General features: G+C 65.0%; 17 protein-coding genes. 14 read left to right on the top strand and 3 right to left on the bottom strand.

Annotation, left to right across the window (positions count from 1 at the left end; translation table 11 throughout):
• Positions 1 to 93 precede the first annotated feature (93 nt).
• The 13 genes from HWV67_RS08660 (at position 94) to HWV67_RS08600 (ending at position 16272) form a co-directional block, all read left to right on the top strand.
• A complete protein-coding gene (locus HWV67_RS08660) occupies positions 94 to 1584 on the top strand; it encodes an aldehyde dehydrogenase (protein ID WP_175650826.1) in 1491 nt (496 codons plus the stop codon).
• 315 nt (positions 1585 to 1899) lie between these two features.
• Positions 1900 to 2697, top strand: coding sequence for a response regulator transcription factor (locus tag HWV67_RS08655; RefSeq protein WP_175651004.1), 798 nt, complete (start codon positions 1900 to 1902; stop codon positions 2695 to 2697).
• A gap of 38 nt (positions 2698 to 2735) precedes the next feature.
• Entirely contained in the window at positions 2736 to 4118 is a 1383-nt protein-coding gene (locus HWV67_RS08650; protein ID WP_110970211.1) for an aspartate aminotransferase family protein, read from the top strand.
• A gap of 124 nt (positions 4119 to 4242) precedes the next feature.
• The gene (locus tag HWV67_RS08645) at positions 4243 to 5610 is read left to right on the top strand and encodes an APC family permease (RefSeq protein ID WP_175650825.1); all 1368 of its coding nucleotides are present in this window, start codon (positions 4243 to 4245) and stop codon (positions 5608 to 5610) included.
• 101 nt (positions 5611 to 5711) lie between these two features.
• Positions 5712 to 6575 carry a hypothetical protein gene (locus HWV67_RS08640; protein WP_175650824.1) on the top strand — a complete coding sequence of 288 codons (864 nt, stop codon included), beginning with the start codon at positions 5712 to 5714 and terminating at the stop codon, positions 6573 to 6575.
• Entirely contained in the window at positions 6572 to 7120 is a 549-nt protein-coding gene (locus tag HWV67_RS08635) for a DUF4123 domain-containing protein (protein ID WP_175650823.1), read from the top strand. Before HWV67_RS08640 ends, HWV67_RS08635 begins: the two co-directional genes overlap by 4 nt.
• A gap of 122 nt (positions 7121 to 7242) precedes the next feature.
• Positions 7243 to 7731 (top strand): Lrp/AsnC family transcriptional regulator, encoded by a 489-nt coding sequence (locus HWV67_RS08630; RefSeq protein ID WP_175650822.1) that lies wholly within the window; start codon positions 7243 to 7245, stop codon positions 7729 to 7731.
• Positions 7732 to 7864: 133 nt separating this feature from the next.
• Complete coding sequence (locus HWV67_RS08625; protein ID WP_175650821.1) at positions 7865 to 8404, top strand: peptidylprolyl isomerase; 540 nt, start codon at positions 7865 to 7867, stop codon at positions 8402 to 8404.
• Positions 8404 to 10179, top strand: coding sequence for an aminopeptidase P family protein (locus tag HWV67_RS08620; RefSeq protein WP_175650820.1), 1776 nt, complete (start codon positions 8404 to 8406; stop codon positions 10177 to 10179). The genes HWV67_RS08625 and HWV67_RS08620 overlap by 1 nt, the downstream gene beginning before the upstream one ends.
• A gap of 152 nt (positions 10180 to 10331) precedes the next feature.
• Positions 10332 to 11627 carry a purine-cytosine permease family protein gene (locus HWV67_RS08615; RefSeq protein WP_175650819.1) on the top strand — a complete coding sequence of 432 codons (1296 nt, stop codon included), beginning with the start codon at positions 10332 to 10334 and terminating at the stop codon, positions 11625 to 11627.
• A gap of 145 nt (positions 11628 to 11772) precedes the next feature.
• On the top strand, positions 11773 to 12486 hold the full coding sequence (locus tag HWV67_RS08610) for a TorF family putative porin (RefSeq protein ID WP_175650818.1): 714 nt from the start codon (positions 11773 to 11775) through the stop codon (positions 12484 to 12486).
• A 55-nt stretch (positions 12487 to 12541) separates the two neighbouring features.
• The gene (locus HWV67_RS08605) at positions 12542 to 14593 is read left to right on the top strand and encodes a hydantoinase/oxoprolinase family protein (protein ID WP_175650817.1); all 2052 of its coding nucleotides are present in this window, start codon (positions 12542 to 12544) and stop codon (positions 14591 to 14593) included.
• Positions 14590 to 16272 (top strand): hydantoinase B/oxoprolinase family protein, encoded by a 1683-nt coding sequence (locus tag HWV67_RS08600; protein ID WP_175650816.1) that lies wholly within the window; start codon positions 14590 to 14592, stop codon positions 16270 to 16272. Before HWV67_RS08605 ends, HWV67_RS08600 begins: the two co-directional genes overlap by 4 nt.
• Before the next feature lie 423 nt (positions 16273 to 16695).
• Here the strand turns inward: HWV67_RS08600 and HWV67_RS08595 are convergent, their stop codons facing one another.
• From HWV67_RS08595 to HWV67_RS08585, 3 genes are all read right to left on the bottom strand, one after another.
• The gene (locus HWV67_RS08595) at positions 16696 to 19143 is read right to left on the bottom strand and encodes a TonB-dependent siderophore receptor (protein ID WP_175650815.1); all 2448 of its coding nucleotides are present in this window, start codon (positions 19141 to 19143) and stop codon (positions 16696 to 16698) included.
• Between the two features lie 97 nt (positions 19144 to 19240).
• Positions 19241 to 20182 (bottom strand): FecR domain-containing protein, encoded by a 942-nt coding sequence (locus tag HWV67_RS08590; protein WP_175650814.1) that lies wholly within the window; start codon positions 20180 to 20182, stop codon positions 19241 to 19243.
• Positions 20179 to 20664, bottom strand: a complete 486-nt coding sequence (locus HWV67_RS08585) for a sigma-70 family RNA polymerase sigma factor (protein WP_175651003.1) — start codon at positions 20662 to 20664, stop codon at positions 20179 to 20181. The genes HWV67_RS08590 and HWV67_RS08585 overlap by 4 nt, the downstream gene beginning before the upstream one ends.
• A 212-nt stretch (positions 20665 to 20876) precedes the next feature.
• Here HWV67_RS08585 and HWV67_RS08580 point away from each other — a divergent pair, with 212 nt between their 5' ends.
• The gene (locus tag HWV67_RS08580; RefSeq protein WP_225422444.1) at positions 20877 to 21383 is read left to right on the top strand and encodes an RNA polymerase sigma factor; all 507 of its coding nucleotides are present in this window, start codon (positions 20877 to 20879) and stop codon (positions 21381 to 21383) included.
• Position 21384: the final 1 nt, after the last annotated feature.

Here is a 21384-nt window from a genome sequence, read left to right as displayed (position 1 = left end):
ATATTTTTACTATTTTTCCTCGCCCCGAGACTGGCGCACCATCCGCCGAAACCATAACAGCCGGCCGTTGCACGGTCGGCCAGGGAGTAGCGTGTGTTGGATCTCAACTACTGGCAGCAGCGGGCTGCCCGGCAAATATTCCTCGATACGGCGCTGATCGGCGGCCAGCAGGTCGCGAGCGCTTCGGGCGCAACCTTCGAGGCGATCAATCCGGCCACCAACCAGTTGCTGGCGCGGGTCGCGGCATGCGGCGAGGACGAGGTGAACCTGGCGATGCGCTCGGCGCGACGGGCGTTCGAAGAAGGGCCATGGGCGCGCATGGCGCCGGTGGAGCGCAAGAAAATCCTGATCCGGCTCTCCGAACTGCTGCTGGCCAACCGTGAAGAACTGGCGCTGCTCGACTCGCTGAACATGGGCAAGCCGGTGATGGATGCCTACAACATCGATGTGCCCGGCGCGGCCCATGTGTTCGCCTGGTACGGCGAGGCGCTGGACAAGGTCTACGACCAGGTCGCACCCACCGCGCGCAACGCCCTCGCCACCATCACCCGCGAAGCGCTGGGCGTGGTGGCGGCGGTGGTGCCGTGGAATTTCCCGCTGGACATGGCCGCCTGGAAACTCGCCCCGGCACTCGCCGCCGGCAACAGCGTGGTGCTCAAGCCCGCCGAGCAATCGCCGTTTTCCGCCTTGCGCCTGGGCCAACTGGCGCTGGAAGCCGGGATTCCCGAGGGCGTGCTCAACGTCGTGCCGGGCCTCGGCGAAAGCGCCGGCAAGGCCCTGGGCCTGCACCCCGACGTGGATTGCCTGGTGTTCACCGGCTCGACCCAGGTCGGCAAATACTTCATGCAGTACTCGGCGCAGTCGAACCTCAAACAGGTGTGGCTGGAGTGCGGTGGCAAGAGCCCGAACCTGGTGTTCGAGGATTGCCAGGACCTTGATCTGGCGGCGGAGAAAGCGGCGTTCGGCATCTTCTTCAATCAGGGCGAGGTGTGTTCAGCCAACTCGCGGTTGTATGTGCAGCGCTCCATTCATGACGAGTTTGTCGAGCGCTTGATCGAGAAGGCCAAGGCCTGGCTGCCCGGTGATCCGCTGAATCCGGCGAGTGGTGCCGGGGCGATTGTCGACAGCGAGCAGACCGCGCGGATCATGCGCGCCATCGAGCAGGCACAAGGGCAGGGCGCCCGGTTGTTGGCGGGCGGTGAGCAGTTGCGTATCAACGGCTCGTCCAACTTCATTCAGCCGACGATTTTTACCGACGTTGACAGCGATTCGAGCCTGGCCCGGGATGAGATTTTCGGGCCGGTGCTGGCGATCAAGGCGTTCGACAGCGAGGAGGACGCGGTGCGCCTGGCCAACGACAGCATTTATGGTTTGGCGGCGTCGGTGTGGAGCGACGACCTGAACCGCGCCCACCGGGTGGCGCGGGGGTTGAAGGCGGGGACGGTGTCGGTCAATACCCTGGATGCGCTGGATGTTTCCGTGCCGTTTGGTGGGGGCAAACAGTCCGGGTTCGGGCGTGATCTGTCGCTGCATTCGTTCGACAAGTACACGCAGTTGAAGACCACCTGGTTTCAGTTGCGCTGAGTTTTTGGGCCTGCTCTGCAGGCCTTCGCGAGCAAGCTCGCTCCCACAGTGGTCCCTGTCGCATCTCAATCTGTGGCCTGACACAACTCCGGTGGGAGCGAGCTTGCTCGCGAAGGCCTGCGAAGCAGGCCCAAAACACAATACCAATACCATCCATCAACTCACCCCAACGGGTGATTTCGGTCCCTCCCACCACGTGGGAACATCCTTTCAACCCCGGCGCCGCCGATCAGGCGGGTGCCGTCCCCAGCGTTCTTTCGGCGAGTCTTTGAAGTGGAAAACGACCAGCTTGTTTCTGCGCAATGGTTCGAACAGATGGCCAAGGTCACCGAGAGCATCGGCCACCCGGGATTCGCCGCAACGCTGTTCGAAACCCTCGGCTGCATCCAGCCCATCCAGGCCACCACGCTCTATCTCTACCCCCACGGCGGCATGCCCAGCGCGCTGTTCGAGCTGGACGGTCCCTGGCTGCCGCAAGGCAATGTGCGTCACTACCTGTCCGGTTTCTACCTGCTCGACCCGTTCTACGGCGCCTGTGTGGAGAACGCGGTGTCCGGTTGCTTCGAGCTGGCCGAGGTCGCCCCCGATCATTTCGAGCTGAGCGAGTATTACCAGTCGTTCTACCGCCATTCGCACCTGCAGGACGAACTGAACTACATCCTGCAGCCGTCCCCCGGGCTGAGCCTGGCGGTGTCGCTGGCCTTTACCGAGAAGCTCGACGCGGCCACCACCGCGCAGTTCAAGCGCATCGCGCCTTGGGTGCTGGCCTTGCTCGGCAAGCATTTCGTCGGCTTCGACGTGCGCGGCACGCGCTTCGAGAACCAGCTGGAGCAGCGCATCCACACGGCGCTGAACAATTTCGGCTCGTCGATCCTCACCGAGCGCGAGTGCCGCATCGCCCAGTTGATCCTGCGCGGTCACTCGACCCGCTCGCTGGCCGAGCGTCTCGCGGTCTCGGAAGACACCATCAAATCGCACCGCAAGAACGTCTACAGCAAGCTCGATATCGGCACGCAATCGGAGCTGTTTTCCCTGTTCATCGATTCCCTGGCGGCCGCCCAGGGCGTACTCAGCAAGGACCCGCTGGAAAGCTACATGAGCAAGCGTCGCTGAACGCATCCGCTCGCCTACCAACAAGAGAGAAAAACGCCATGAATGCACCCTTCGCACCGCAACGCCAGACCCGCGACTACCAGAAGGCCGATGCCGCCCACCATATCCATGCGTTTCTGGATCAGAAGGCGCTCAATGCCGAAGGGCCTCGGGTGATCGTCCGCGGCGAGGGCCTGTATCTGTGGGACAACGACGGCAACCGCTACCTGGACGGCATGTCCGGCCTGTGGTGCACCCAGCTCGGTTACGGGCGCAAGGACCTGACCGCCGCCGCCGCCGCGCAGATGGACCAACTGCCGTACTACAACCTGTTTTTCCACACCACTCACCCGGCGGTGATCGAGCTGTCCGAGCTGCTGTTCAGCCTGCTGCCGGGCCACTACAGCCACGTCATCTACACCAACTCCGGCTCCGAAGCCAACGAGGTACTGATCCGTACCGTGCGCCGTTACTGGCAGGTGGTCGGCAAGCCGCAGAAGAAAATCATGATCGGCCGCTGGAACGGCTACCACGGCTCGACCCTGGCGGCCACCGCGCTGGGCGGCATGAAGTTCATGCACGAGATGGGCGGCCTGATTCCCGACGTCGCGCACATCGACGAGCCGTACTGGTACGCCCAGGGCGGCGAACTGACCCCGGCCGAGTTCGGGCGCCGCTGCGCGCTGCAACTGGAAGAGAAGATTCTCGAACTGGGCGCGGAAAACGTCGCCGGCTTTATTGCCGAACCTTTCCAGGGCGCGGGCGGCATGATCTTCCCGCCGGAAAGCTACTGGCCGGAAATCCAGCGCATCTGCCGCCAGTACGATGTGCTGCTGTGTGCCGATGAAGTGATCGGCGGCTTTGGCCGCACCGGCGAGTGGTTCGCCCATGAGTACTTCGGCTTTGAGCCGGACACCCTGTCGATCGCCAAGGGCCTGACCTCCGGCTACGTGCCCATGGGCGGCCTGGTGCTGGGCAAGCGCATTGCCGATGCGCTGGTGGAGCAGGGCGGGGTGTTCGCCCACGGCCTGACCTACTCCGGCCACCCGGTCGCCGCCGCGGTGGCGCTGGCCAACCTCAAGGCGCTGCGCGATGAAGGCATCGTCCGCCAGGTCAAGGACGATACCGGCCCGTACCTGCAGAAGATCCTCCGCGAAGTGTTCGCCGACCACCCGCTGATCGGCGAGATCCAGGGCGCGGGCCTGGTGGCGGCCTTGCAGTTCGCCGAGGACAAGGCCACGCGCAAGCGCTTCGCCAACGAAAACGACCTGGCCTGGCAATGCCGCACCTTCGGTTTCGAGGAGGGCGTGATCATCCGCTCGACCCTGGGCCGGATGATCATGGCGCCCGCCCTGGTGGCGACCCGCGCCGAGCTGGACGAGCTGGTCGAGAAGACCCGCATCGCCGTGGACCGCACCGCGCGGATCGCCGGCAAGTGCTGAGTTGAACGGCGCGCCACCCCGGCCGGGGTGGCCGCCTTGCGTGCCCTTCCATAACAAGAGTCACAACGGCAGCGAAGCCTTTCGCCTGCCGCGGCGTCCTGCATCCCGATTCCAGGAGTCTGCAATGAATACAACAACAAACGTGGCCGATACGCCGTCTCACCCTTCCTCGCACACCGGGCGTTTTCGCCAGTCCCTGGGCTTTACCGCGCTGGTGCTGTTCGGCCTCGCCTATATGGTCCCGCTGGCGGTGTTCACCACCTACGGGCTGGTCACCGAGATGACCAAGGGGCACTTGCCCACCGCCTACCTGCTGACCCTCGCCGCCATGCTGTTCACCGCCTACAGCTACGGTTGCATGGTCCAGGCCCATCCTTATTCGGGCTCGGTCTACACCTACACCCGCAAGGCGTTCGGGCCCTGTTTCGGCTTTATGGCCGGCTGGACACTGCTGCTCGACTACATCTTCCTGCCGATGCTCAGCTACCTGCTGATCGGCATCTACATGTCCGAATACTTTCCGGCCATTCACCCCTGGGTGTGGGTGCTCGGCTCCATTGCCCTGGTGACCTTCTTCAACCTGATCGGCATCGAATCCATCACCCGGGTCAACTGCGTGCTGGTGGTCGCCCAACTGATCTTCATCGCGGTGTTCGTCGGCTTGTCGGTGCAGAGCCTCTCGGCGCAGGCCGAGCCGGTGTCGTTGCTGGCGCCGTTTCATCATCAGGGCTTCAGCTTCCCGCTGATCATGACCGGCGCGGCTGTGCTCTGCGTTTCCTTCGTCGGCTTCGACGCGGTCTCGACCATGGCCGAGGAAACCGCCAACCCGAAATTCCGCATCCCGCTGGCGATCATGCTAGTCACGCTGCTGGGCGGCGTGCTGTTCGTCGTGGTGTCGTGGTGCGCGCAGATGGTCTACCCGGAGTGGAGCACCTTCAATGACCCTGACTCGGCGTCGGTGGAAGTCATGCGCCGGGTGGGTGGTGATCTGCTCGGTTCGGCCTTCACCGCCACCTATGTCGCGGGCTGCTTCGCCTCGGCGATGGTGTCCCAGGCCAGCGTGTCGCGGGTGCTGTTCGCCATGGGCCGGGACGGCGCGCTGCCCCGCGTATTCGGTCGCCTGGTGTCGAAGAAACGGGTGCCGGCCAGCGCGATCATGCTGGTCAGCGTGTTGTCGCTGGTGGCGCTGTTCATCACCCTCGACACCGTCGCCAACATGATCAGCTTCGGTGCGCTGTTCGCCTTCTCGGCGGTCAACCTGGCGGTGGTCAAGCATTACCTGATCGACCAGAAGCGCCGTGGTGTGCGCAACGGCCTGCTGTACGGCGCGCTGCCGGTGTCGGGCTTCTTTATCACCTTGTGGTTGTGGAGCAGCCTGTCGAGCCTGTCGTTCACCATCGGCCTGATCTGGATGGGCCTGGGGTTGATCTGCCTGCTGGTGGCGACCCGTGCGTTCCGGGTCAAGCTGCCGGAGTTGCAGATGGCCGAGTGAGCGCGGTTTGCCCCGGCTGGCGTGCGCTGCGGGTAGTGGCGTATTGACACGGGGCCGGCCATTTCGTATATGGCTCTACGACAAACGTCCAGGGACGGAACATGCGGTTATGGGTGGCGGACGGCGCAGAGCAGATCGAGCTGTGCGAACAGGCTGAATTCAGCACCAGCCGCCCCGACAGCGGGGCGCTCGCCTGGCAGCGCCGCGTCGAGTTGCACGACGTGTGGCAGGCCGACGCCTTCGTGCAACGCCACCTGCGCGGCACCGGCCAATTGTTCGAATTGCGCCGGGTGCTGGCCCGGCAAACCCTGATGATCCACCAGCTCAGCGACGATCAGGTGCTGCAGCAGGTCGCCAATGAACTGCGCTTCGGCAGTTTGCGCGCTGATGTCTACGTCCACCGGCCGCGCGTGTGGCCCCGCGTCGATACCTTCGTCAGCCCGGCGGTGGTCGCCCCCAGCGAGCGACCCGCCGCTGTTGCCGCCGCCGCCCCGGCCAGCCCACCTCCGCCCGTTGAAGCCGCTGCTACACCAGCGCCCGCACCGGCTCCTGCCGTGGTGGCGGCGGTGGTCGAACAACCGACGGCTGAAGTAGCTGCCGCTCAGGAAACCCTCGCAGCCATGCTGGAGCAGGGCGCGCAAGAGGCGACGCCGTTCTGTGAAGTGTGCGAACAGGCCCGGCAAGCCCAGGCTGCCCGCGCAGTTGCCGACGCGACGCCCTCGCCAGAGGCTGCGGCCGTGCAGGATGCCCAGGCGGCGGTGCTGGAACAGGCCGCCGAGGAGGGCACGCCCTTCTGCGAAGTGTGCGAGCAGGCGAAGCAATCCCGCGCTGCTGCAAGCAACACGGCATCAGCGCCAGTACCGCCGCAACCGGTCGAAGCCGTGCAGGGTGCGCAAGCGGCTGCGCTGGAACAGGCCGCCGTTACCGGCACCCCTTTCTGTGAAATTTGCGAGCGCACCGCATGAGCGAAGAGAACACCGAGAACGTCCCGCCACTGTCGGCGCTGGAACGCTTGCCCGCGCTGCTCTGGCCCGAGGACAGCGAGTCGCCCGACGACCAGATCTACTGGCTGCTCGATGGCGCGCGTGACCCCGGCATCGTGGCCTTGCTCGAACGCAGCGGGCTTGAATCCAGTTGTCTGTACTCCGGCCCGCTGATCTCCCGGCTGAAAGCCGCCGCGCCGTGGCTGGTCAAGCTCACGCCCGGCTCGCCGGCCAGTCTGGATTTGCTGCGGCGAGGCTGGGGCAAAGCCTGGGGGATTTTCATCGAAGTGCCGGCGCAGGTGTCGATCGACCAGTTGCGCCGCCACTGCAAGAAGTTCCTGCGGGTACGCACCGAGGACCGCCGCGTGCTGATGTTCCGCTTCTATGACCCGCGGGTACTCGGGGTGTTTCTGCCTTCCTGCGACTCGGCGCAATACCAGGCGCTGCTCGGGCCCATGAAGCGGCTAGTGGTGGAGCAGCCGAAGGGCACGAATTGGCAGGTATTCCGTGCCGGGGGTGACGCATAGCGTCAGGAGCGTCAGGTCGGCCAGCGCCAACCGCAACCTGTTCAGAACCCCGCCCCTGTGCCAATCTGACACAAATTCTTACCCCGCTCGCCGGGGTAACCGGGAATGGCCACAGGGGCAGCATGAAAAAAGTGAAGCTGGATCGCATCAATCGGGCGATCCTGGAAAACCTGCAGAACAACGCGCGCATCAGCAACTTGGAGCTGGCGGAGAAGGTCAACCTGTCGCCCAGTGCTTGTCTGCAACGGACCAAGGCACTGGAAGACGCCGGGTATATCCGTGACTACATGGCGTCCATCGACCTCGACGCCATTTGCATCAATGTCATGGCCTACGTGATGTTCAGCCTGCGCGACCACGCCGGGCACCTGCGGGTGCAGTTCGAGCGTTTCGTCGCCAAGCGCCGTGAGCTGGTGGACTGCCTGAAGGTCGATGGCGAGTACGATTACATCGCGCTGGCCACCTGTTCCACCGTGGCGGATTTCAATACGCTCTGCGAACAACTGCTGGATGAGAACCCCAACATCCTCAAGATCAGCAGCAACATCATCCTCGACAAGACCAAGTGGTTCGCCGGCTACCCGCTGGAGAACCTGATGTGGCGCGAGTGAGTCCGCGACCCCTGCACAATCTGCGCTAAACCGGCGCATATCCCGCAGCAACTGCCGTCCACGGGCGGCAACTCGACCTTTTGCATTGTCGCGGCTACGGACAATAGCGGTCTTTTCCCAAAGGAGAACCGCGATGTCCGCCTCTGTGTTCGTCACCCTGGAAACCGCCCTCGGGGCCTTTACCGTCGAGTTGTTCGCTGACCGCGCGCCGTTGTCCGTGGCGAATTTCCTGGCCTATGTCGACAGTGGTCGCTACGACGGCAGCAGCATCTTTCGCATCGTCAACCCGGACAACCAGCAGGCCGAGGACCCGGTACGGATCAGCGTGATCCACGGTGGCACGCGGCCGCTGGCGGCGGACAACCTGCCGATGATTGCCCTGGAAACGACTGCGCAGACCGGCCTCAGCCACCGGCACGGCACGTTGTCGCTGGGGCGCGAGGAGGCGGACAGCGCCGAGGGCGACTTTTTCGTGTGCATCGGTGACCAGCCGCATTTCGACCACGGCGGTGCGCGTCATCCCGACGGGTTGGGCTTCGCTGCATTCGGTCATGTCTGCGCCGGGATGGATGTGGTGGAGGCGATCTGGGCGTGTGCGGGGGCAGAGGAATACCTCGCGCCCGACGAAGAAATCGTCATCGTGCGGGCCTACCGCCAGCCGCGGAGCCTGTGATGGAGCGCCTGGAGCTGTTGCGCGGCGAGTTGGCCCTGCGGCGTATCGATGCCTTGCTGGTGCCGCGCAGCGACGGGTTTCTCAACGAAGACCTGGCGCCCGCCGATGAGCGTCTGCACTGGTTGAGCGGGTTCACCGGCAGTGTCGGCCTGGCGGTGGTGACCGCCTCCGGGGCGGCGCTGCTGGTGGACGGTCGCTACACCAGCCAGGCGCGGCAGGAATGTGGCAAGCATTTCGAGGTGCTGACGCTGGAGGACGGCGAGCTGTTTGCCTGGTTGCGGGGGCACCTGCCTGCCGGTGCCAGCGTCGCCTGCGATGCGCGGTTGCACAGCATCGGCGAATGCGCTCGTTGGCAGGCGCTGGCCGTGCAGTCTGGTTTGCAGTGGCAGGAACTGCTGGAAAACCCCGTCGATGCGTGCTGGCGCTACCGGCCCGACACACCCCGCAGCCCGGTGGTTGCCTGGGTGCTCGAACATGCGGGGATGCCCGCCGAGGACAAGCTGGAGCGCTTGGCCGCAGTCCTTCGCGAGGCCGGCTGCGACGCCTTGTGGTTGCCGGCGCCGGACATGCTGGCCTGGCTGCTCAACGTCCGCGGGCAGGACATCGCCATTGCGCCGCTGCCGTTCAGTTGCGGCGTGCTTGACGCCGAGGGCCGGCTGGACTGGTTTATCGAGCCTGAGCGTCTGCACCTGCCAGACCACGGATTGCCGGCCACGGTGAGTGTGCAGTCGCCGGGCAATTTGTACCCGGCCATCGCCAGGCGCGTCGGGCAAAAGGTGTGGGTCGACCGACAATCCTGCAGCGCCGCCGTGTACCGGCAATTCCAGCAGGCAGGCTGCATTTTGCATGAGGCGCCAAACCCGCTGTTGCTCCAGCGCGCCTGCAAGCAGCCCGCCGAGCTGCGCGGCATGCGCGAGGCGCACCGTATCGATGGCGTGGCGCTGTGCCGGTTTCTTTATGAATTCCACTGCCGTTGCGAGCGTTTTCGCGGGCAGAGCGAGCTGTCGGTGGTGGAATCGCTGGAACGCTGGCGCGCCCTGCATGACGACTACCGTGGCGTGAGCTTCGACACCATTGCCGCCACCGGCGCCAATGGCGCGCAGCCGCATTACCTGCCCAAGCCGGGGCGGGCGGCGAAGCTGGCCTGGGGCGATCTGCTGCTGATCGACTCCGGCGGCCAGTATCCGCAAGGCACCACTGATGTGACGCGGGTGCTGGCGTGCAGTCCGCCCAGCGGTCGCCAGTGCTTTCTCTACACCACCGTGCTGAAGGCGCATATTGCCTTGGCCAGTTGCCGCTTTCCCGCCGGCACCAGCGGCCAGCGCCTGGACAGCGTGGCGCGCCAGGCGCTGTGGCGCGAGGGCCTGGATTATGCCCACGGTACCGGGCACGGGGTCGGCAGTTACCTGCATGTTCACGAAGGCCCGCAGCGTATCGCGCCCCACGCCAGCGACGTGGCGTTGCAGCCGGGCATGGTCACCTCGATCGAGCCGGGGGTTTATCTGGACGGTGAGCTGGGTATCCGCATCGAGAACCTCTACGAGGTGGTCGAGTGCGAGACGCATCTGGGGTTCCTGGCGTTCCGCGTGCTGACGCTGGCGCCGCTGGCCGTCGAGCTGATCGACCGCGCCATGCTCACCCAGGCCGAGGCGCAGTGGCTGGACGACTATCACCGTGAGGTCCACGCCAGCCTGGCGCCGTTGCTGGAGCCGGAGGTCGGCGTCTGGCTGGCGCGACAGACCGGCGTGAACAATTTGCCGTTTGAGGGTCGATAACCGCCGATTGTTTTTCCACGGCCCGGCAAAAGCGCAGTTAGCGCGCCGCCGGGCTGGCAACATGTTTCCTGCGTTCGCGAGCGCCTGACACAATTCCAATAATCGGTTCATCCCGTACTCGGGAGAGAACCACAGCCGGTCTAGAGGCGAGCATGAGCAGCAATGAAGAAGTGATTCCCGAGGGCTACGATCGACGGCCCGTTCCCCAGTCCGAAACGGTCTCCGGGGTTGGGCTGGCGCTGATTACCCTGGGCATCGGCATGACCCTGCCGGTGTTCTGGCTGGGCGCGGATGTGACGCAGAAAGTCGGTTTTTCCACCGCGCTGGCGGTGTTCATCGGTGTGTGCGGGCTACTCGGGGTGCTCTGTGCGGCGACGGCACTGGTGGGTGTACGGACGCGCTTGAGCACCTACATGGTCTTGCAGTTTTCCTTCGGTCGCCACGGTGCCAAGCTGATCAACCTGACCATGGCGGTGACCCTGCTGGGGTTCTACGCCGCCACCGCGGATATTTTTGGCAGCACCGTGGCCAGCGCGCTGCAAAGCGCCTGGGGCATTGTCACCCCGGCGTGGCTGCACTGCGTCTGGGGCAGCGTGCTGATGACGCTGATGGCCATTTATGGCTTGCGCGGCCTGGACCGGCTGTCGATCTGGTCGGTACCGTTGATGGCAGCGTTCATGCTGTTCGCCCTGTACCTGGGCCTGCAGCGTACTGCGCCGGGGCAACTGACAGGTTTTGCCGGTTCCGGCGACAGCCTGGCGCTGGTGATCGCCAGCACCATCGGCATGGTGATCCTGACCCCGGTGCTGATGCCCGACTTCACTCGCTACGCCCGCACGGAAAAGGACGCGCTGATCGCCATTCTCGGCATGGCCCTGGGCTTTCCCTTCGTGCTGAGCGTCGGCGGGGTGCTGTCGATCATCACCGGCCAGTCGGAAATCATGCTGGTCATGGCGGCCCTCGGCGTGCTGCTGCCGGCCCTCGCGGTGCTGGTGTTCTCCACCTGGATCACCAACACGGCCAACCTGTATTCGGCGACGCTGACCCTGGCCACGGTCAACCGCGCCGCAAGCTGGAAGCTCACCCTGGCCGGCAGCCTGGTAGCGACGGCGCTGGCGGTGGGCGGCTTCATGAGTCACTTCCTCGATTTCATCATGACCCTGAGCATCGTCGTGCCGCCGCTGGCGAGCATCTATGTGGCCGACTTCTTCGTGGTGCGCCGGCAGCGTTATGACCTCGACGAGCTGGCCCGCTCGAAAGCCTTCGGCTGGCCGGCACTGGCGAGCTGGGCGCTGGCCAGCGGGGTGGCCTGGATGACCTCGTTCGAGGGCTGGACCCTGACCTCGCAACCCACTGTCGATTCGCTGCTGGTGGCGCTGGTCGCCTACCTGCTGCTGTACCGTTTCGCCCCCATGCGCCTGGCGCCGGTTTCCCACCCGAGCCGCTGACACCCGACCTGCAACCGTATTGATTCCGGGGATTTTCCCCGGCGGGCGAAGCCATGCCCGCGAAATACCCATAACAACCTTTAGCGACTTTTTTTCTGCCAACCCAACGCCAATAACAACCTCAAGAAGTTCAGGAGCAGATCCTTTGAAACGCATTTCCTTCGTCTTGCTGAGCACCCTCGGCGGTGCTGGCCTGGCCCATGCCGACATCTCCAGCACCCTGGCCCTGACCAGCGAATACCAGACCCGCGGCATCGGCTACTCCGGCAACAAACCCGCCTTGAGCCTGAGCCTGGACTGGGCCGGCGACAGCGGCGCCTTCATCGGCACCTGGGCGTCGAGCACCGACAGCTTCAAGAGCGGCGACCCTTACGACGACGGCGCCAACATCGAGTGGGACTTCTACGGCGGCTACAACGGCCAGCTGGAGAACGGCCTGCGCTACGGCGTGATCGGCTACTACTACACCTTCCCCTCGACGAACTACAACATCAACTACACCGAGGTCGGCGCCAGCCTCGGCTATGGCAACTTCAACACGTATTTCTATTACACCCCCGACCTGATCAGCTCGTCCCGGGCCTCGCGCTACGTCGCCGCCGACTACACCTTCAACCTGCCGCTGGACGTCAACCTGACCTTCCTCGCCGGGCATGCCTATGGCGACTACTACCGTCGCCGCGACGAGACTGGCGGCCACGAATACACCACCTGGGAAATCGCCCTCAAGCGCAGCTTCGGCCCCATCGACACCAAGCTGAGCTGGGTCGATACCGACCTGTCCGGGCGCTTCTACAACGACGGTGAATACCTGCGCAACGATGGCCGCCTGATCTTCGCGGTTTCCCACACATTCTGAGAACAGCCCCGGCGGCCCGTGGGCTGCCGGCTTTTGCAGCACTGCCGGAGGACTTATGACAATCCGTGTGGCTACCGATATCGGTGGCACCTTCACTGACCTGGTGTACCTGCAGGACGGCGTGATCAACGCCGTCAAGGCCGACACCACCGCGCCGCAGTTCGAACAGGGCCTGCTCGATGCGGTGGCCAAGAGCGGGGTGGACTACCGCGACATCAGCTTCTTCGCCCACGGTTCCACCGTGGTGATCAACACCCTGACCGAGCGCAAAGGGGTCAAGACCGCACTCATCACCACCCGCGGTTTCCGGGATGTGCTGGAAATCGCCCGCGGCAACACCCCGGACATCTTCAACACCCGCTACCAGAAGCCGCCGCCCTTCGTGCCGCGCCATCTGCGCCTCGAAGTCAGCGAGCGCCTCAACCATCACGGTGAAGTGCTCACGCCGCTGGACCTCGGACCGCTGCCGGCGATGCTCGACCGCCTGCGCGAGGAGGGCGTCGAAGCCATCGCTATCTGCCTGCTGCACGCCTACTGCAATCCGCAACACGAGCAGCAATTGATGGCTGCGGTGCAGGCGCACTGGCCGCAGGTCGCGGTGATCGCCTCGCATCAGGTCAGCCGTGCCCTGCGCGAATACGAGCGGACCAACACCACCGTGCTCTCGGCCTACGTGATGCCGGCCACCCGCGACTACCTCGACAACCTGTCCCGCCACCTCGGCGAGCGCGGCCTGCAGCCCGAGCCGTTCATCATGAAATCCAACGGCGGTATCTCGCCGGTCCGCGCCGCGCGCCAGGACCCGATCAGCCTGGTGGAGTCCGGCCCGGTCGGCGGCATGCTCGGCGCCCAGGCCTATGGCGAGCTGATTGGCGAAGGCCAGTTGCTGGCGCTGGATATCGGCGGCACCACCGCCAAGTGCTCGCTGATCCACCAGGGCAAGGTGGAGATCAGCAACGACTACGTGATCGAGAAAGACGCGGTCAGCGCCGGTTACCCGATCATGACCCCGGTGGTGGATATCGTTGAAATCGGCAATGGCGGCGGCAGCCAGGCCTGGATCGACGCCGCCGGCAGCCTGCGTGTCGGCCCGCAAAGCGCCGGTTCGCGACCCGGCCCGGTGGCCTACGGCCGTGGCGGCCAGGCGCCGACTACCACCGACGCCAACCTCTACACCGGGCGGATCAACCCGGACGACTTCGCTGGCGGCCATATCACCCCCGACCTCGACGCCGTGGAGCGCGCCTTCGCCCGGCTCGGCGAGCAGATCGGTGTGTCGCCGGGCCTGCTGGCCCATGGCGTGCTGCAGATCGCCAACGCCAACATGGTCAACGCGCTGAAGCTGATTTCCGTCAACCGTGGCCACGATCCCCGCGACTTTGCGCTGATGGCCTTCGGCGGCGGCGGCGCGCTGCATGCTTGCGCGCTGGCCAGCGAACTGGGCATCCCGAAGGTGATCATCCCGCCGTTCGCCGGGGTGTTCTCGGCCTGGGGCATGCTGATGCTCGACGCCCGCCGCGACTACATCCAGACCTACCTGCAAGGCCTCGACGAAACCCGCCTGGCCGGCCTTGCCGCCGCCTTCGAGCACCTTCAGGGCGAGGCCGTGGCCGAGTTCGGCAAAGACGGCATGGCCCGCGACACCCTGCGTTTCGAATGGCATATCGACGCCCGTTACAGCGGCCAGGAACACACGGTCAAGGTGATGCTCGACAGCCTTGAACTGGAGGCGATCCTCGAACGCTTCCACACCCAGCACGAACAGGCCTACACCTTCCGCCTCGACCTGCCGATCGAAGTGGTCAACCTGCACCTGGTGGCGTTTGGCGCGGTGCCGAAGTCGCCGATGAACCCCATTGGCAGCACCGACGAGCCCTCGGCAGAGGTGGCGCTGTTCGGCCATCGCCGGGTCGAGTTCGAACCCGGCCAACCGCTGGAGACGCCGCTGTACCGGCGTTCGGCCTTGCTCCACGGCATGCGCATCGACGGTCCGGCGATCATCGAAGAAGCCACCACCACCACCGTGATGGGTCCGGCCGAGCGGCTGGAAGTCGATGCCTACGGCGGTCTTCACATCCACATCAACGTTCAGGAGCTGGCGCCATGATCACGGCCAACCCGTTCACCCGCGAAATCATCAAGAACGCCCTGGTGGCCATCGGCGAAGAAATGTTCCTCGCGCTCAAACGCACCAGCATGAGCCCGATCATCTACGAGGCGCTGGACTACGGCATCGGCCTGACCGACGCCCGCGGCCAACTGATCTCCCAGGGCAACGGTATCCCCGGTTTCATCGGTACCCTCGACGGCGCCGTGCGCAGCGTGCTGGACAAATTCCCGCTGGCCGAGATCCGCCCCGGCGACATGTTCATCACCAACGACCCCTATGCCGGCGGCGGCACGCACCTGTCGGATGTGTCGATGATCATGCCGGTGTTCCACGAAGGCCGGCTGCTGGCCTGGACCGCCAACAAGGCGCACTGGACCGAAGTCGGCGGCAAAGACCCCGGCAGCTTCAGCGCCGATGCCTCGGAGATCTATCAGGAGGGCCTGCAGTTTCCCACCGTGCGGATCTACGACCAGGGCCGCATCAACCAGGCGCTGGTGGACATCATCGCCGCCAACGTGCGCCTGCCGCAGATGACCCTCGGCGACCTGCACGCCTGCGCCGCCGCCTTGCGGGTGGGCGAACGGCGGCTGTTGTCCATCGTCGGCAAATACGGCGAAGCCACCACCCTGGAGGCCATCGAGCGCTTGCTCGAACATGGTGAATCCATGGTGCTGGCGGCGTTCAAGGGCCTGCCCAAGGGCGTGTTCCATGCTGAAGACGTGATCGACGAAGACGGCCTCGGCAATGGGCCGTTCACCGTCAAAGTGCGGGTCGAAATCGGCGAAGGGCGCTTCGTCGCCGACTTCACCGGCTCCAGCCTGCAGGCCCAGGGCCCGATCAACAACACCTTGTGCGGTTTGCAGTCGGCGGTGCGGGAAGTGTTCATGGGCGTGGTGCGCCCCGGCATTCCGGCCAACGCCGGCTGCTTCCGGCCGATCGAAGTGATCTGCCCGCCGGGGACCATCTGCACTGCGCAGCGCCCGGCGCCGGTGTCGGCGTACTTCGAATCCATGGTCACCGCCGCCGACGTAGTGCGCCGCGCCCTGGCCCTGGCGCTGCCGGACCGGCTGATTGCCGGCCAGCTCGGCTCGGTGTGCTCGATGGTGCTGAACGGCCGGGATTCCCAGACCAACGAAGAATACCTGCTGGTGCAGCCGCTGGTGGGCGGCTGGGGCGCGGGTAACGACAAGGACGGCGAGAGCGGCCAGTTCTGTGTGGGCAACGGCGAAACCAGCAACATCCCGGTGGAACTGACCGAGCGCTGCTACGAAGTGCTGGTGGAGCATTACGGCTTCCACGACCAGGACGGCGGCGCCGGGCGCCACACCGGTGGGCGCGGCGTGCGGCTGGACTACCGGATTCTTTCGTCCAAGGCCTGGATCTCGACCTTCTTCGGCCGCGGCATCACCCCGCCCTGGGGGATCGATGGTGGAGGAGAGGGCTCGTGCAACTTTGCCGAAGTCATCCGTACTGACGGCCAGAAACAGCGCTTCAGCCGCGCCAACCGGGTGGCACTGGAGCAGGGCGATCTGCTGCGGCTGGTGACGGCCAACGGCGGCGGCTGGGGGCCGGCGACGGAGCGCAGCGTCGAGGCGATTCGCGCGGATATCCGGGCCGGGTACATCTCGCTGGAGCAGGCGCGGCGGGACTATCCGGGGCAGATGGCGGTGGAGTAGCGTCGCAGGTCTGCGCGGACCTCTTAATCAGCTACCCAGTTGGTGTTGCATAAAGCTACGAAATTCAGGCTGCGTCCGACTTTCGTGTAGGCAATTTCCCAATCATGCTTCCGGCCCTTATCAGCCGTTGCGCCCCTGGGAATCCCTGCCTAGTCTTCGCCGGTCGCTGCACATCAGCGATCAGGTTTGGTCACTTGGAACGTTCGACGGCGCGTAAGCGTCCATTCCGCTAGGTGGTCGCCGTCTCGCGTTATGGCGGCTGTGCGCGGGGCACCTTCGGGTGCGCCGGTTTCCTCGAACCCCGGTTGACCAACCTGCGTACAGCCGCCACCCATTGTTCGGTCACATGGGCGGCGGCTCAACCCGGTTTGATGAGCGGTGGGAGCGGCGCTGCGCGCTCCCGTCAGGGCCGTGCCTGTGCCGTCAGAAGTCGTACCGCACACTCACCGTGGCATTACGCGGCGCACCGTAATGCCCGTAGCTGCCCGCCATCCCGGCGTAGTACTTCTCGTCGAACAGGTTGTTGACGTTGAGGGTCGCCGCCACGTGTTCATTGAACTTATAGCGCGCCATCAGGCTGGCGACGAAGTAGTCGTCCTGGGTGATACGGCTGTTGTAGCGGGAGAAGTACAGCGACGAGCTGGAGTTCCAGTTCACGCCACCGCCCAGCGTCAGCTTTTCCCACTCGCCCGGCAGGCGCCAGGTGTTCCAGAAGCGGAAGGTGTCCATCGGCAACTGGGTAGTCAGGCGCACGCCGTCGGCGTTTTCAGTGCGGGTGTGGCTGTAGCCGGTGTAGACGTTCCAGCCGGTGGCGACTTCCCCCGAAAGCTCAATATCCACGCCTTTGGTTTGCGCACCGTCCACCATCTTGTAGGCCGTCGCTCCGCTCGGTGTCAGCTCGTCAGTCGCTTCGGCGAAGTTGTCGCGTTGGACCAGATACGCGGCGAGGTTGGCGTTCAGGCGACCCTCGAAGAACTCGCCTTTCCAGCCCATTTCGTAGTTCTTGCCGACTTCCGGGTCCAGCGGCTTGCCGGTGACATCGGTGTTGCTTTGCGGCTTGAAGATGTCGGTGTAACTGGCATAGATCGATTGCTCCGGCGTCAGGTCGTAGACCAGGCCCGCATAGGGCGTGACCACCCCGCGTTCGTGCATCGAATAAGTGGCGGCCGGCCGGCTGCTGTCGACGACTTGCAGGTTGTAGTCGAACCGGTAGGTCGAAGCGCGGGCGCCGATGATCAGGTGCAGTTGATCGGTGAAGTTGAGGCGTGTGGCGGCAAAATAGCCGCTTTGGCGGTTGAACACGTCGTACTGGATGCCCGGCTCGATTTCGTCGTCACTCGGCTTGGGGCTCTGGTTTTTCCAGGTGAAGTAGTTGATATCGACATCCGGGCCGCCATCGCCCCGGTGGTTATTTTTGTACTCCAGGTAGTTGAACCCGACGATAAGGTCGTGGGTTTGCCCAAGCAGTTCAAAGGGGCCCTGGAGCGTCGTGTCCACGCCTTTCTGGTACTGCTCGGCGGTGACCACGCCAGCGCTGATGGCGGTCGAGCCGTCCGGCGCCAGCCAGGACCGGTTGGTAGTTGACGAGACGTACGAGGTAAAGGCGTCGCGATCAACATCCATGTAGTTGGCCGCCACCTTCAACTGCCAGTCGTTGGCCAGTTGTTGCTCGACATTGAGGGTGTAGTTGGTGGTTTGGTAGTCGTCGTAACCCCAGCGTGCATCTGAACTGTTCGAGCGGGAAAAGTGGGTTTTCTGGCCGTTGCTAAAGAGCAGCGGAACCCCCGGTGCACCGTTGACTTTGTAGGTCTGGCGATCAATACCGAAGCGCACCAGCGTGGAATCGGTGACGTCGGCTTCCAGCACGCCATACAGCACGCTACGGTCCTGGCTGTACCAGTCCATGAAGGTGTGGTTGTTCTGCTCGGCCGCGACGATCCGCCCGCGCAGCTTGCCGTCGTCGGTCAACGGCCCGGAAACATCCGCCTCGGCGCGGTAGTAATCCCACGAGCCGATACCGGCCTGAACGTGGGCCTTGAACTCGCGGGTCGGGCGCTTGCGGATCACGTTGATCACCGCGCTCGGGTCGCCGGCGCCCGTCATCAGGCCGGTGGCACCGCGGACTATTTCGATCCGGTCGTACAGCGCGACGTCCAGCAGGGTGCTGGGCATGTTGCGGGTCTGGTTGTCCTGGAAGGTGGTCACGCCATCGAACTGGTAGGTGTTGATGCCGCTGCCGCGGGAGTAGATGTTGAACCGCTCGCCGCCGTCCTGGGACATGGTGATGCCGGGCGTCTGGTTGAGCACTTCGGTCATGCTGCCCAGGTGCTGGTCGTCCATGCGCTGGCGGGTGACCACGGTGATGGTCTGCGGCGTTTCGCGAATCGACAGGTTCATCTTGGTCGCGGTGCTGGTCGAGCCGGTGGTGTACGAGCCGGTGCCTTCGGTGGTAGCACCCAGGCCGTTGGCGTCGATGTTGGTGGCGCCGAGTTCGAGGGCGTCGTCGGCGCCGCGTGGCAGCAGCACGTAATCACCGTTGCCGCTGCGGGTCACCTGCAGCGGATTGCCGTGCAGCAGTTGGGCGAAACCTTGCTCGAGGCTGTAGCTGCCTTGCAGGCCGGGGCTGGTTTTGTCCTGGGTGAGGCGGGCGTCGAACGACAGCACCACGCCCGACTCGCTGGCGAAGCGGCTGAGTACCGCGCCCAGCGGGCCGGCGCTGATTGCGTAGTGGCGCTGCGCTTCTTGCGCATTGGCCAGGCCGGCCGCGCTCAACGGCTGGATGATCCCGGCCTGCAAGGCCAGGGCGGCGCCGAGTACGGCGACGGCCAGCGGCTTGCGGGCAAAGGAATGACGGGTTTCGCGGTGAGACATGCAGCGCTCCTTCAAGTGCATTGAGGCAGGTTTGGAGGAGGGGTCGTGCGAGCAGGGGGCAATCGTCAATGCCGGTAAAACTATTTTTCTCATCGACTCAGGCGAGGCCGCGCACCCGCACCCAGTAACGGCTGCGCTGGTCGATGTGTATCGGCAGCACCTGGGCGAGGGCGGCCAGGGCGCGGTCGGTGTCGTCCAGCGGGTAGGCGCCGGACACCCGCAGGTGGGCGACCGCGTCGGCGCAGGTGATAACGCCCGGGCGGTAGCGCTGCAATTCTTCCAGCACATCGTCCAGCCGCCAGCCGTCGATGACCAGCCGGCCGTGCGCCCACTCGGCGCGGTTGGGGTCGAACGGTTGCGGCGACGGCAGCGGACCCAGGCCGAAGCGCAGGCCCATGCCGGCTTCCACCCGGACTTCAGCGCCACCCGGCTGGTTGCGCACGGCGACGGCGTGTTCCAGCACATCGACTTCGGTCAGCGCGTCCTGCTGGCGCACGCTGAAGCGAGTGCCCAGCGCGCGGATCTCGCCGTGGGCACTGCGCACTTTGAGTGGACGCGGGTCCTTGCCGGTTTCCAGGAGGATCTCGCCTGCGCGCAGGATGATCAGGCGCTGGCGCTCGTCGAAGCGGATATCCACGGCGCTGGCGGTGTTGAGGGTCAGGCGCGTGCCGTCTTCCAGGGTCAGGTTGCGCCGTTCGCCGGTGGCGGTGCGTTGGTCCGCCAGCCACAGCGGCGCCTGGCGATAGCCCGTCCAGCTCAGCCCGGACACGCCGAGGCCCAGCACCAGGCCCTTGAGCAGGGTGCGCCGCGCCGGTTGCGCGAGGTCGGTGGCCAAGGTGCGCCGCGCGAGGCCGGACGGCACGCCGCACAGTTCGGCGCGGAAATTTTCCAGTTGCTGCCAGGCCCATTGGTGCAGGGCGTCCTGCTGGTGCCAGGCCTGCCATTGGTCCCGGGTGTGCAGGCATTCCGGCGCGGCACCCAGGCGCGCATGCCACTGCGCCGCATCGCGCAGGGCCAGGCGCTGACCGGCGGGGCTCATGTTCGTGCATCCAGAATGAACAGCAGGCATTGCTCGGTGGCCCTGGCGATGTACTTGGTCACCGAACTGAGCGAGACGCCCAGCCGCTCGGCGATTTGCACATACGGCAGGCCATCGAGCTGGGCGAGGAAAAACGCCATCCGCACCTTGGGGCCGAGGCCGTCGAGCATGGCATCGAGTTGCAGCAGGGTTTCCAGCATCAGCACGCGGTCTTCCGGCGAGACTTCCAGCAACTCCGGTTCCTGGGCCAGGGCGGCGAGATAGGCCTGCTCCAGGGTGCGCCGTCGCAGGTGATCGACCATCACCCGCTTGGCCACGGTGGCGAGGAAATTGCGCGGCTCACGCAGCGGATGCACCACCGTGCCGGTGATCAGGCGCAGGAACGTGTCCTGGGTCAGGTCGGCGGCCCGCTCACCATCACCCAGACGCCGACGCAGCCAGCCGCGCAACCAACTGCTGTGGTCGCGGTAGAGGCAGTGCATGTCATCGTGCGCTGAAGGCGGCGGCAAGGCTGTGGACACCCCGGAACTCCCTGATAATCCGATGCGGATAGGAACGGCTCGCAATACTAATGAGATCAAGTTGCAAATGGAACTGTGGAAGACGGCGATAAGCTGCGCCGACGAATAGATTGAATTTGCGAATGGTTCTCGATAGAGTCTGCGCCCTCGCACCGCAGTGACAATGGGCCGCCATGTCGAGCATGACCACCGAAGAACTGGAGCGGGCGTTCAAGGCGCATGCGCGTGAGTTGCGGGTGTTCCTCTATCGGCAACTGCAAAGCACCGAGACCGCCGCCGACCTCGCCCAGGAAACCTACCTGCGGATGCTCAGCCAGCGGCCGCGCAAGCCGGTGGACAACCTGCGCGCCTTTATCTTCCGTATCGGGCGCAATCTGGCCATCGACCACCTGCGCAGCCGGGTGTCCCGGGAGCGTCACGATCAGGGTATGGCCTATCTCTTCGAAGTCACCGGGGAAAGCCCCGAACTCATTGACACCGTCGCCGCCAGCCAGGAGCTGGAAGCGCTGAATGCGGCCTGGCAACGCATGGACGAGCCGGCCAAAAGCATTTTCCTGAAGTGCCGGTTGCAGGGTATGGCGCACAAGGATGTCGCCCGCGAGCTGGGTGTTTCCCTCAGCACGGTGGAGAAAAGCCTCGCCGGTGCGCTGGACTTTTTGCGCCGAAGTCTTCAGCGTTGAC

Origin of the sequence: Pseudomonas sp. Marseille-P9899, from assembly GCF_903166565.1 — a bacterium.
GTDB lineage: Bacteria > Pseudomonadota > Gammaproteobacteria > Pseudomonadales > Pseudomonadaceae > Aquipseudomonas > Aquipseudomonas huaxiensis.
The sequence above is the reverse complement of the archived record's forward strand: the minus strand, read 5'-3'. Positions and strand labels throughout refer to the sequence as shown.

Bases quoted from the DNA above. Each gene is read 5' to 3' on its own strand.
- HWV67_RS08590 (WP_175650814.1), bottom strand. From the start codon at position 20,182: ATGAGCCCCGCCGGTCAGCGCCTGGCCCTGCGCGATGCGGCGCAGTGG.
- HWV67_RS08585 (WP_175651003.1), bottom strand. From the start codon at position 20,664: ATGCACTGCCTCTACCGCGACCACAGCAGTTGGTTGCGCGGCTGGCTG.
- HWV67_RS08650 (WP_110970211.1), top strand. From the start codon at position 2,736: ATGAATGCACCCTTCGCACCGCAACGCCAGACCCGCGACTACCAGAAG.
- HWV67_RS08635 (WP_175650823.1), top strand. From the start codon at position 6,572: ATGAGCGAAGAGAACACCGAGAACGTCCCGCCACTGTCGGCGCTGGAA.
- HWV67_RS08655 (WP_175651004.1), top strand. From the start codon at position 1,900: ATGGCCAAGGTCACCGAGAGCATCGGCCACCCGGGATTCGCCGCAACG.
- HWV67_RS08640 (WP_175650824.1), top strand. From the start codon at position 5,712: ATGCGGTTATGGGTGGCGGACGGCGCAGAGCAGATCGAGCTGTGCGAA.
- HWV67_RS08625 (WP_175650821.1), top strand. From the start codon at position 7,865: ATGTCCGCCTCTGTGTTCGTCACCCTGGAAACCGCCCTCGGGGCCTTT.
- HWV67_RS08580 (WP_225422444.1), top strand. From the start codon at position 20,877: ATGTCGAGCATGACCACCGAAGAACTGGAGCGGGCGTTCAAGGCGCAT.
- HWV67_RS08600 (WP_175650816.1), top strand. From the start codon at position 14,590: ATGATCACGGCCAACCCGTTCACCCGCGAAATCATCAAGAACGCCCTG.
- HWV67_RS08595 (WP_175650815.1), bottom strand. From the start codon at position 19,143: ATGTCTCACCGCGAAACCCGTCATTCCTTTGCCCGCAAGCCGCTGGCC.
- HWV67_RS08630 (WP_175650822.1), top strand. From the start codon at position 7,243: ATGAAAAAAGTGAAGCTGGATCGCATCAATCGGGCGATCCTGGAAAAC.
- HWV67_RS08620 (WP_175650820.1), top strand. From the start codon at position 8,404: ATGGAGCGCCTGGAGCTGTTGCGCGGCGAGTTGGCCCTGCGGCGTATC.
- HWV67_RS08645 (WP_175650825.1), top strand. From the start codon at position 4,243: ATGAATACAACAACAAACGTGGCCGATACGCCGTCTCACCCTTCCTCG.
- HWV67_RS08605 (WP_175650817.1), top strand. From the start codon at position 12,542: ATGACAATCCGTGTGGCTACCGATATCGGTGGCACCTTCACTGACCTG.
- HWV67_RS08615 (WP_175650819.1), top strand. From the start codon at position 10,332: ATGAGCAGCAATGAAGAAGTGATTCCCGAGGGCTACGATCGACGGCCC.